11 protein-coding genes are annotated in these 11,196 nt (G+C 68.5%); 8 read left to right on the forward strand and 3 right to left on the reverse strand.

The genetic code is table 11. The features are described from left to right. The first annotated feature begins 83 nt into the window (after positions 1-83). A complete protein-coding gene (locus tag NN2_RS06895) occupies positions 84-683 on the forward strand; it encodes a TetR/AcrR family transcriptional regulator (RefSeq protein WP_030514254.1) in 600 nt (199 codons plus the stop codon). Positions 684-794: 111 nt separating this feature from the next. Further along, complete coding sequence (locus NN2_RS06900; RefSeq protein ID WP_063011419.1) at positions 795-2,387, forward strand: DUF5685 family protein; 1,593 nt, start codon at positions 795-797, stop codon at positions 2,385-2,387. Between the two features lie 130 nt (positions 2,388-2,517). Here the strand turns inward: NN2_RS06900 and NN2_RS06905 are convergent, their stop codons facing one another. After that, positions 2,518-3,387: a MaoC family dehydratase gene (locus NN2_RS06905; RefSeq protein WP_063011421.1), complete on the reverse strand. Its 870-nt coding sequence runs from the start codon at positions 3,385-3,387 to the stop codon at positions 2,518-2,520. A 1-nt stretch (position 3,388) separates the two neighbouring features. Next, entirely contained in the window at positions 3,389-4,750 is a 1,362-nt protein-coding gene (locus tag NN2_RS06910) for a 3-oxoacyl-ACP reductase (RefSeq protein ID WP_082856781.1), read from the reverse strand. Between the two features lie 303 nt (positions 4,751-5,053). Here NN2_RS06910 and NN2_RS06915 point away from each other — a divergent pair, with 303 nt between their 5' ends. Next, positions 5,054-6,409, forward strand: coding sequence for an acetyl-CoA C-acetyltransferase (locus NN2_RS06915; protein ID WP_063011425.1), 1,356 nt, complete (start codon positions 5,054-5,056; stop codon positions 6,407-6,409). A 57-nt stretch (positions 6,410-6,466) separates the two neighbouring features. On the opposite strand, the gene NN2_RS06920 is transcribed toward NN2_RS06915, so the two are convergent. Continuing rightward, a complete protein-coding gene (locus NN2_RS06920) occupies positions 6,467-7,489 on the reverse strand; it encodes a sigma factor (RefSeq protein WP_063011428.1) in 1,023 nt (340 codons plus the stop codon). 129 nt (positions 7,490-7,618) lie between these two features. On the opposite strand from NN2_RS06920, the gene NN2_RS06925 reads away from it, so the two are divergent. The 5 genes from NN2_RS06925 to NN2_RS06945 all read left to right on the forward strand — a co-directional run bounded on the left by NN2_RS06925 (position 7,619) and on the right by NN2_RS06945 (position 11,082). Next, on the forward strand, positions 7,619-7,966 hold the full coding sequence (locus NN2_RS06925; protein WP_063011430.1) for a DoxX family protein: 348 nt from the start codon (positions 7,619-7,621) through the stop codon (positions 7,964-7,966). A gap of 203 nt (positions 7,967-8,169) precedes the next feature. Continuing rightward, positions 8,170-9,450 carry a glycosyltransferase gene (locus tag NN2_RS06930; RefSeq protein WP_063011432.1) on the forward strand — a complete coding sequence of 427 codons (1,281 nt, stop codon included), beginning with the start codon at positions 8,170-8,172 and terminating at the stop codon, positions 9,448-9,450. Then, on the forward strand, positions 9,447-10,400 hold the full coding sequence (locus NN2_RS06935) for a phytoene/squalene synthase family protein (protein WP_063011434.1): 954 nt from the start codon (positions 9,447-9,449) through the stop codon (positions 10,398-10,400). The genes NN2_RS06930 and NN2_RS06935 overlap by 4 nt, the downstream gene beginning before the upstream one ends. An 8-nt stretch (positions 10,401-10,408) precedes the next feature. Next, positions 10,409-10,753 (forward strand): lycopene cyclase domain-containing protein, encoded by a 345-nt coding sequence (locus tag NN2_RS06940; protein ID WP_030514245.1) that lies wholly within the window; start codon positions 10,409-10,411, stop codon positions 10,751-10,753. Further along, complete coding sequence (locus NN2_RS06945) at positions 10,750-11,082, forward strand: lycopene cyclase domain-containing protein (RefSeq protein WP_063011436.1); 333 nt, start codon at positions 10,750-10,752, stop codon at positions 11,080-11,082. The genes NN2_RS06940 and NN2_RS06945 overlap by 4 nt, the downstream gene beginning before the upstream one ends. Positions 11,083-11,196: the final 114 nt, after the last annotated feature.

The raw sequence follows: 11,196 nt of genomic DNA on the forward strand, positions 1-11,196 counted from the left end.
TTCAGCGAATCGGCGGCAATTCGTTGTTCTCCGAAACTTACCTTGGAGTAAGATAGGGGTTTCGATATGGGCTAGGAGTGTGGATGGCAGGCGGAACGAAGCGGCTTCCCAGGGCGGTTCGTGAGCAGCAGATGCTGGACGCCGCCGTCGAGGTCTTCTCCCGAAAGGGATATCACGACACGTCGATGGATGCCATCGCGGCCGAGGCCAAGATCTCCAAGCCGATGCTGTATTTGTACTACGGCTCCAAGGACGAACTGTTCCGGGCCTGCATTCAGCGCGAGAGCGCACGGTTCATCGAGGCCGTAGCGGTGGCCGGCAACCCCAAGCTCACCCCGCACGAGCAGCTGCGGGCCGGGCTCGAGGCATTCCTGTCCTATGTGGACAACAACCGGCTGTCGTGGTCGGTGCTGTATCGGCAGGCCCTCGGGCAGCAGCCGTTCGCCTCCGAAATCGCGAACAGCCGCGAGCGCATCATCGAACTGACCGCGAAACTGCTCGAGTCGAGTGCCAAATACGCCGAGCCCGGAACGGATTTCGACATCGTCGCGGTGGCGGTGATCGGCGCGGGCGAGGCGATCGCCGACCGGATCGCCAGCGGTGAGGTGGATGTCGCCAGCGCGGTCGACCTGCTGGACAATCTGGCCTGGCGCGGTCTGGCCGGTAAGAAGAAGGCCGAGTAGTACCGGCGAATCGCGCGGTCCGAGTTGCGCGGCGCCGTCGGCACCTGCCAGAGTGCGGATTGCAACAGACGGCCGGATTGCCGATGCGGCCGCCGATTCAACGGGGCGGAATTGTTCGGACTTCTCACGCCGTGCGCGCACAGCGCGGCGAAATACGGCCTGGACGCGGCGGATTGGCGCACGCATATGTGCGGCCTGTGCCTGGGCCTGCGCGACGGGCACGGCCAATTGGCCCGCACCGCGACCAATACCGATGCGATCGTGCTGAACGTGCTGACGGAAGCACAGGCCGGCGAGTCCGCGCGAACCGCGGCCGGACCGTGCGCGCTGCGTGGCATGCAACGGGCCTCGGTCGCCGCGGCCGAATCCCCCGGGGTGCGGCTGGCGACCACCGCGTCACTCCTGCTGGGAGCGGCCAAGATTCGCGACCACGCCGACGACGGCGATGCGGGCCCGCTGGTCCGGCGGCCCATGCGGAAGGTGGCCGATCGCTGGTTCGCCTCGGCGCGCGCGAACGCCGCCGATATCGGGCTGGATATCGAACCGCTGATCGCCGCGATCGGCCGCCAGGCGGAACTCGAACAGGCGGTGTGGATTCACACGGCGTGCGGCGGGCAACCGCGTTTGCAGGCGGCACACGGGCGCGGGGCTGCCGCGATCGACTCCCGGGGCTCCGACATCGAAAGCGACACGCGGACAATCGGTTCCACACCGGCCGAGCTGCTCGCCACACTCACCGAGCCGACACAGATGTGTGCCGCGGAACTGTTCGCCCACAGCGCGGTGCTGGCGGGCCGACCGGAGAACACGCCGGCGCTCCGAGATGCCGGATGGCATTTCGGCCGCATCGCTCACCTGGCCGACGCCATCGAAGATCTGGACGACGACCGCCGCCGGAATCGCTTCAACCCGCTGCTCGCCAGCGGAGTGAGCGCCGAAGAGGCGCACGGCCTGCTGCGTGAATCCGACGCCGAAATCCGCCGCGCGCTACACCAGGCGAAGCTCGCCCACGTTCCCGCCGTCCGCTGGCTGCTGCTCGATCCGTTGCGCGGTGTCGTCCGGAAGCTGGGCCGAGCCGCGGCCGTAGCATGCGGCGACGCGAAATCTGCCTGCGGCTGCGGAAAACGCGGCGGCCGAACGCTTTCCGACGGCGCCGATGCCGACGCCGCAGTACAGCTGCTGGGCTATCCCGTGGCGGCCGGGCACATTCGGCCCTCGGCAGCCGCAGCGGCCGTTACGGCGCAGCAGCCCTATCAGCCGAATCCCTACCAGCCCGGGACGTATCCGGCGCCGCCGCCGTATCAGCCGAACCCCGCTGGGCCGCAAATCGATCCGTCACCCTACCCCGACCAGGGACCGTATCCCGCGAGCCCGGTGCAGCCCTACGACATTCCGCCGCCGTTCGGCGATCGGCCGCCGAGCGATCCGTATCCGCCCTCGGACGAGCCGCCGCACGAGCCCCCGCGACGGCCCACCTTCTGGCAGGGCGTCGGGATCATCTGCGGGGTGTACTGCACCGGATACGCCTGCTGTGGCGGGCATCGGCGGCCGTGCAGCGGTGAACACCGGGATGCCTGGATACAACGCTGCGACTGCGATTGTGACGACTGCTGCGACTGCGAGGGCTGTGGCGATTGCTGCAACTGTTGCAACAGTTGCGGCGACTGTGACTGCGATTGCTGCGGCTGCGACTGCAACTGCTGACCCGGCCGCCGATCGCCGGCCGGAACGGCAACAGCCGCCCACCTTTTCGCCTCCGCCACATATCGAATCCCCCATGCGATCCGATATGCGGCCGCCGAGAAGGTGGGCGGCTGTTCGTGCCGTTCGCTGCTCAGCGCAGCGTCGCGGTCAGATGAGGGTAGCCCTTCTTCGGATGTTTCAGCGACAGATCCCAGCCCTCGGCGGTCCGGTCGGCGTAGACGTTGACCGTGGACGGCAGCAGGATCGGCTTACCGAATTTCACCGCGTACGACGTCTTCGCGGGCACCCGGCCTTCGATCACGCCGAGGATCGCGGCGGCCGACCACATGCCGTGGGCGATGGAGCGCGGGAAGCCGAAGGCCTTCGCCCCGAGCGCCGACATGTGGATCGGGTTGCGGTCACCGGAGGCGGCCGCGTAGCGATGGATCATCGCCTGGTCGACCTTCAGCCTGCGCAGCGGCGGCGGAGGCACCTCGTCCGGGGGCGGCGCGGCCTTCGGGCCACCGGACAACGAGGTGCGCTGCTGGTGCAGGAAGGTCGTGACCTGCCGCCACACCAGTTCCCGACCCACGCTGATCTCGCTGATCGCATCGACCAGCAGACCCTTCGGGTGCTCCCGCAGATTCTCCACGTGGGCGCGGATGTCGAGCGGTTCGCTGACCGAGATCTCGCGGGTGCGCTCGATCAGATTCTCCGCGTGCACCGCGCCGACCGCGACGAACGGGAAGTCCCGGGCCACCACCAGCTGCATCACCACGGGAAAGGTGAGCACGAACGGATAGGTCAGCGGCAGGGAGTCGCCGAAGCGCAGCCCGGTCGCGTGGCAGTAGGCGGCGAGGTGGTCGGGATCGACGCGGACGCCGTTCCACTCGACCGCGCGGTCCGGAATCTGGGACTTGCGCGCCGACACCAGCGGCAGCGGAACGGCACCCAGGGCGGCCTTGAGATACAGGCTGCCGGTCTTGGGCGGCTCGTTCAGCGAGATGGTCCGGGTTGCCACGTCAGGCTCCGATCATGGCCTGGCCGCAGACGCGAACGATGTTGCCGTTCACCGCATTCGAGGCCGGGCTGGCGAAGTAGGCGATGGTCTCGGCGACGTCGACGGTCTGCCCACCCTGCAGCAGCGAGCTGAGCAGCCGGCCCGCCTCGCGGGTGCCGACCGGAATGGCGGCGGTCATCGCGGTCTCGATGAAACCGGGGGCGACGGCGTTGATGGTGATGCCCTTCTCGGCCAGCTTGGGCGCCTCGGCGTTCACCATGCCGATGACACCGGCCTTGGAGGCGCCGTAGTTGGTCTGGCCGCGGTTACCGGCGATACCGGCGATCGAGGACACGTCGATCACCCGGCCGCCCTCCTTCAGCGCACCCTTGGCCACCAGGCCCTCGGTAATGCGGTGCGGCGCGGCGAGATTGACGTTGAGCACGGCGTCCCAGCGGGCGGCGTCCATGTTCGCGAGCAGCTTGTCGCGGGTGATGCCGGCGTTGTGCACGATGATGTCGACGCCGCCGAAGCGCTCGGTGGCGAATTCGGCGATCTTGTCCGCGGCGTCGGCGGCGGTGACGTCGACCGCGAGCGCCGTGCCGCCGACCTTGTTGGCGGTCTGGGACAGCGCCTCACCGGCGGCCGGGATGTCGGCGACGATCACGGTGGCGCCGTCGCGGGCGAACACCTCGGCGATGGTGGCGCCGATACCGCGGGCGGCGCCGGTGACCACGGCGACCTTGCCGTCGAGCGGCTTGGTCCAGTCGATGCCGGCCGCGGCGTTGTCGTCCTTGCCGACCCGGAAGACCTGGCCGTCGACGAACGCCGACTTGGCCGAGAGGATGAAGCGCAGGGTCGACTCCAGACCCGTGGCGGCCGCGGCGGCCTCCGGGTGCAGGTAGACCAGGTTGGCGGTGGCGCCGCGCAGGAGTTCCTTACCCACGCTGCGGGAGAAACCCTCCAGCGCGCGCTGCGCGATCTGCGCGTCGACGCTGCCCGCGAGTTCCGGCGTGGTGCCGACGACCAGCACGCGGCCGGAGGGGGCGATCGAGCGCATGGCCGGCTGGAAGAACTCGAACAGCTGCGACAGTTCCTCCACGGTGCCGATGCCGGTGGCGTCGAACACCAGCGCGCCGAGCTTCACGCCCTGGGTGGGGGCGTCGACGAAGGTGTAGTCCGACAACAGGGTGCGCGCGGCGTCGGCGACGCGACCCTTACCGCCGAGCAGGACCGGGCCGGGCAACGCCGGCTCGCCCGGGGTGTAGCGGCGCAGCTTCTCCGGCTGCGGCAGGCCCAACTTGCCGGCCAGGAAGGCGCCGGGGGCGGAATTGACGAACGAACCGTAAAGGTTGGGAGCACCCTTGCTCTTGCTGGCTGCCACTGTTCCTACCTTCTCCTTGTGTCGAATGTGGACGATCTGGACGTCTGCCGTTTCCGTATTTCCCCACTACCCCGCGCGTTGTAGCCCACATCTCCGGGGTACGGTGTCGACAATTAACTTACTCCAGAGTAAGTTTAATGTAAACCGACGGAATCGCCGGCAATACAGTCGGCCGGGTTACCGACTTCGTCCCCAATATGCGGCATTCCCGGCTCCGGCCCCAGAAAACCCGACGAGACAGTGCCTACCCACCCGCCGGCTCCGCAAGCTCCGCCGGCCCGACCGTCCTCCAAGGAGACTCGAGTGACTACCAAAGCCCGTTCGGCGAAGACCGCACCATCGAGCAGCCGGGCCGACAAGGCCAAGCAGGCCAAACCCGTCGCCGTCCTCGGCGGTAATCGGATCCCGTTCGCGCGATCCGACGGCCGGTACGCCCGCGCCTCGAACCAGGACATGTTCACCTCCGCGCTGAACGGCCTGGTCAGCCGGTTCGGGCTGCAGGGCGAGCGGCTGGGCATGGTCGTCGGCGGCGCGGTGCTCAAGCGCGTCGGCGAGCACGGCATGGTCCGCGAGAGCGTGCTGGGCAGCGAACTGTCGCCCTACACCCCCGCCCACGATCTGCAGCTGGCCTGCGGCACGGGCCTGCAGTCGATCGTCACCGTCGGCGACGCCATCGCGCTGGGCCGGATCGAGGCCGGTATCGGCGGCGGTACCGACACCACCTCCGACGCGCCGATCGGCGTCAGCGAATCCATGCGCGAATGGATGCTCGACGCCAACCGGGCGCGCAACAACAAGGATTACGTCAAGCTCGTGGGCCGGCTGCGCCCGAGCATGGTCGGCATCGAGATCCCGCGCAACGCCGAGCCCCGCACCGGCCTGTCGATGGGTGAGCACGCGGCGATCACCGCCAAGGAATTCGGCATCGCCCGCGAGGCGCAGGACGAACTGGCCTACCTCTCGCACAAGAACATGGCCGCCGCCTACGACCGCGGCTTCTTCGACGACCTGGTCACCCCCTTCCTGGGCCTGACCCGCGACGACAACCTGCGCCCGAACTCCTCGCTGGAGAAGCTGGCCACCCTGAAGCCGGTATTCGGCAACAAGCTCGGCAATGGTGAAAAAGACCCGAGTGCCACCATGACCGCCGGCAACTCCACCCCGCTCACCGACGGCGCCTCCGCGGTGCTGCTGGGCAGCGAGGAGTGGGCCGACGAGCGCAACCTGAAGCCGCTGGCCTACCTCGTCGACAGCGAAGTCGCCGCGGTCGACTACGTCTGGGGTCCGGACGGCCTGCTGATGGCGCCGACCTACGCGGTGCCGCGCCTGCTCGCCCGCAACGGCCTCACCCTGCAGGATTTCGACTATTACGAGATCCACGAGGCGTTCGCCTCGGTCGTGCTGGCCACCCTGCAGGCGTGGGAATCCGACCAGTACTGCAAGGAGCGCCTGGGTCTGGACGGAGCCCTCGGTGCGATCGACCGCACCAAGCTCAATGTCAACGGCTCCTCGCTGGCCGCCGGGCACCCGTTCGCCGCGACCGGTGGACGCATCGTCGCCCAGACCGCGAAGCAGTTGGCGGAGAAGGGTTCCGGACGCGCGCTGATCTCCATCTGCGCCGCCGGCGGCCAGGGTGTGGTCGCGATCCTGGAGCGTTGATCCGCGACTTCACTTCGGTGACATAGGAATTCGACAACCGGGACAGCGCCGGTTCGGCTACGGCCGAACCGGTGCTGTCCCGTATTCGGGCAGCACGGTGACAGTCAGCGCGGCGAGTCGCTCGGAATCGGCGACGACGTCGTAGGCGGTGACCCGGTCGCCGCGCACGGTGACGAGCAGGACCGCGGCGAGACGCCCGGCCGGGGCGACGACGACACCGACCGCGCCGTCGATCAGCGCCACACCCGCGACCTGGGAACGGTTGCGCAGCAAGACGGTTTCCTCGGCCACGGCGGCGGCGCCGCGCACGACCGCCGCGATGCCGGGCGGCAGAACCGCCGGGTCCGCGGTGCGCACGACATCGGGCGCGAGGACCGCGAGCAGGGCACCGAGGTCGCCTGCCCGTGCCGCCGACAGAAATGCGGTGACCACCTCACGATGACGGGCGAGCTCGGCCGGGGGCGTCGAGCTGTCGCCCCGCACCCGCTGCCGGGCGCGACTGGCCAGCTTCTTCGTCGTCGCCGTGGTCCGGCCCACGATCGGGGCGATATCGCCGAACGGGACGGCGAACATATCGTGCAGTACGAAGGCGACGCGCTCGTCCGGGCTCAGCGCGTGCAACACCACCAGCATCGCGCGGCCGACCGAATCGGCCAGTAGCGCTTCGGGTTCGGGTTCTGTGAAGGCTCCGGACCGAGAGCCGGCCTCGGTGCCGGCGGAGTCGAGCGCGGCGGATCGGTCCACGGGGTCGACGAACTCTTCCCGCCGGGCGGTCCGGGAACGCAACTGGTCCAGACAGATTCGCGAGACGACGGTGGTGAGCCACGCCGCGAGATTGTCGATCCCGAGCCCGTCCACCGCACTCCCGTCCACCGCACGCCCCTTCACCGCAGACCCGTCCGCAACACCTCGCTCACCGCGCGTCGTCTCGGTCGCGCTCGCGGCCCGATCGAGGCGCAGCCAGGCTTCCTGCACCGCGTCCTCGGCCTCGTGCAGCGAGCCCAGCATGCGGTAGGCGATATCGCGCAGCAGGTCGCGGTGTCGTTCGAAGCGCCGCGCCAGCTCGTCCCGATCGCGCACCGGTCACCTTTCTCGGTCGCCGCACGTCGAACTCGATGTGGGACGGATTCGCCCTGTTCGCCCGCGCAGTGGGCTCGGCCCACACCTTCACCATCGCAGATCAGGGCGCCGAACGAGCAGGAGGGTGTCATGCACACCGCATACGTGACCGTCACGATCGTCGCCGCCGTGGTCGTCTTCGGGGCGACCGTCGTCGACATCGTCAACCCGGACTGGGTGCGCGGAAATATGCGCAGCTACGGGGTGCCGGACTGGGCGTTGATGCCGTTGGCGGCGATCAAGGCCGCGGGTGCGCTCGGGTTGCTGGTCGGCCTGGCGATCCCGGCGATCGGCATCGCCGCGGCCGTCGGCCTCGTGCTGTATTTCGTCGGCGCGGTGATCACCATCGTGCGGGCGCGCTGGTACGCGCATCTGCCGTATCCGATGCCGTGCCTGGTCCTGGCACTCGCCGTCGCCTGCCTGTTCCCGATCGCCTGAACCGGCCGGGCGTTCTACCGTAAAATCTCGTGTCGTACGGGCAACACGTCGCCGATCGATGTGGTGCCCGAACGCTTCTTCACTGAGCTCGACGTGACGGTTGCTGCCGCGTGCAGTGTCAGCGCGGCGCAGAGTAGGCCGGATCGACATCCTGGGCGGACACCGCCGAGGCGATCCGGCCACGATCAGCGAGGAACCGTGGAATGGCACGATATTTGCTGGCCGCGAGTCCCATACCCGGTCATGTTCTGCCGCTGGCCACCGTCGCGGGCGAACTTCGGCGGCGCGGGCACCGAGTCCGATTGCTCACCGGAGCTCGATTTCGCGAATTCGCGATCGAACACGGCGTGCCGGCGGCGGAATTACCGCGCGCGGCCGATGTTCGTCCCGTGGCTTCGAGAGCGGGCCGCGGGCTCGGCCGGCGTCTGCGGATCGGCCGGGCGGAACTGAGTTCGATCTTTCTCGCGCCCCTCACGGCCCAGTACACAGCGCTGTCCTCCGAGCTGGCCCGCGGGCATTTCGACGCCGTGCTGGTGGATTCGATGTTCAGCGGTGCGATACCCCTGCTCGTGTCCGATGCTCCCCGACCGCCGGTCCTGGTGTGCGGAGTCGGACCGCTCACGCTCTCCAGCGCCGATTGCCCGCCGTTCGGTGTGGGATGGCAGCCACGGGCCGGGCGCGACTACACGCGGATGAATCGTTTCGTGCACCACGTACTGTTCCGCCCGTCGCAGGCGAGGTTGAATGCGATTCTTGCCGAACTCGGCATGCCGCCGGCCCCGGTCTTCCTGCTCGATTGGCCGATCCTGGCCGACCGGATACTGCAGTTCACCGTCCCCGGTTTCGAATACCCTCGGCGCGATCTTCCGTCCTCGGTGGTGTTCACCGGACCGATTCCGGCGTCGGCGGACGGGTTCGAGGCGTCCCCCGACTGGAAGTCCGTCGGTGACCACCGCCGGGTCGTACACCTCACCCAGGGCACCTGGGACAATGGCGATCCCGATCAGCTGCTCCGGCCCGCGCTGGCAGCGCTGGCGCGGCGCCCGGATCTGGTCGTCGTGGTCAGCACCGGCGGGAAGGACGCGAGCCTGGGCCCGCTGCCCGCGCATATTCACGTGCGTGATTTCGTTCCGTACGCAGAGTTGCTGCCGCATGTCGACCTCGTGATCACCAACGGCGGTTACGGCGGGGTGCACCATGCGTTGCGTCACGGCATCCCGGTGATCGTCGCGGGTGGCACCGCGGACAAGCCGGAAGTCGCCGCGCGCGTGGCCTATACCGGCGCGGGCATCGATCTCGGTGGCGCCGCGCCCGCACCGGCCGCGGTCGCGGCGGCGGTGGACCGCGTTTTCGGCGACACCGGCTATCGCGTGGCGGCGCGTCGATTGGCGAGGGAAATCGCACAGCACAAGCCCTTCGACACCATCGAGTCCGTACTCGCGGACACGACCACGGGTGTGCGGCCCCGAGGGGAGGCGTTGTGACCCGCACCGAACTCGAGGCGGCCGGCATCACCGATCCGCGACTGCGTGACTCGTACCGATATTGCCGATCTCTCAACGCTCGCCACGGCAAGACGTTCTTCCTGGCAACCAGATTGCTCGCGCCCGATCAGCGCCCCGCCGTGCACGCGCTGTACGGATTCGCCCGCCGCGTCGACGACATACTCGACGAATTCGATCCGGCCTGGACCGTTCACCGCCGCGAGGCGCGTTTGACGCAGTTGGCAGCGCAACTCGAGGCCGGTGACGGCGATGCCGATCCGGTGCTGGCCGCGGTATTGGATACCGCCGAACGGCATCACATCCGCGCCGAACTGTTCCAGGCCTTCCTGGCATCCATGCGCCTCGATCTGACAGTCACCGACTACCCGGACCGGAAGGCGCTCGACCGCTATATCTACGGGTCGGCGGAGGTGATCGGGCTGCAACTGCTGCCGATACTGGGGACCGTCGGCCCCGCGCCGGCAGCCGAGCCATATGCCGCCGCCTTGGGAAAGGCCTTCCAGCTCACCAACTTTCTGCGCGATGTCGACGAGGATCTGGCGCGCGGCCGGATCTACCTGCCCGCGGACGAGCTGGCGGCGCACGGCGTCGACCGCGATCTGCTGATGTGGTGCCGGAAACAACGGCACAGCGATTCCCGGGTGCGTGACGCGCTGGCCGAGCAACATGCCCGCACCCGGGAGATATATGCCTACGCTCGGGACGGGATCGAACTCCTGGCACCCCGTTCCCGCCCGTGCGTGGCGACGGCTCTACAGCTCTATTCGGAGATTCTGGATCGCATCGAACGCGGCGGGTTCGAAGTCTTCGGGCAGCGCGCCACCGTCGGCAAGCTTCGCCGGGCGTATGTCGGTGCCACCGGTCTGGCGCACGCGCAGTGGGCCCGCCGCCGGCCGGAACGCGGACACAGGATCAACGAACGACGGTAGGAGTCGGCATGGCGCATTGGCATTACCTGTTCCTCCTCATGGCCTGTCTGGCGCTGACCGCGCCATTGGAATGCTTCGGCCGCGGCGTGTATCGCCGGCCACGATTACTGGCGGCCGCGCTGATACCGCCCGCTCTGCTCTTCCTGACCTGGGATCTGCTCGCGATCGCCGGTGGCGTATGGAGTTTCGACAGCCGTTACCTGGTCGGCATCACCCTGCCGGGCTCGATACCGCTCGAGGAAGTGCTGTTCTTCCTGGTTGTTCCGATCTGCGGGCTCTTCACCTTCGTCGCCGTCGAAGCGCTGCTCGGCAGCGAACGAGGCCGGCGCCCGGCACTGCGAGGCAGACGATGAGCGTCGGAATATTCGCGTACACCGTGCCCGCTGTGGCGGCGGTGCCGGCGGTGTGGGTCGCCGAATGGACCGTGCTGCGCACCGGATTGCTGCGGCGCCCCGCCTACTGGATATCGATGGTCATCGTGCTCGGCTTCCAGATACCGGTCGACGGGTGGTTGACGAAGCTCAGCGCGCCGATCGTGCTGTACAACCCGGACCACATACTCGGGATCCGGTTTCCCTGGGATATCCCGGTGGAGGACTTCTTCTTCGGATTCGCCCTGGTCACAGCGGTATTGCTCTGCTGGGAGCGGGCGCGGCAACGGCAGGAGGGATCGCCGTCATGAGAACCCGGTCGGCTCACGACGGGCTGGGGCGGGATCCGCGGCGGGTCCGGCTCCCGGCCGCGCCGGGACGAATGGATGTCGGCGCGGGCGGGCAGCCGCGACCACGAGTGGCGG

It is taken from the genome of Nocardia nova NBRC 15556, assembly GCF_001613005.1.
GTDB lineage: Bacteria > Actinomycetota > Actinomycetes > Mycobacteriales > Mycobacteriaceae > Nocardia > Nocardia nova.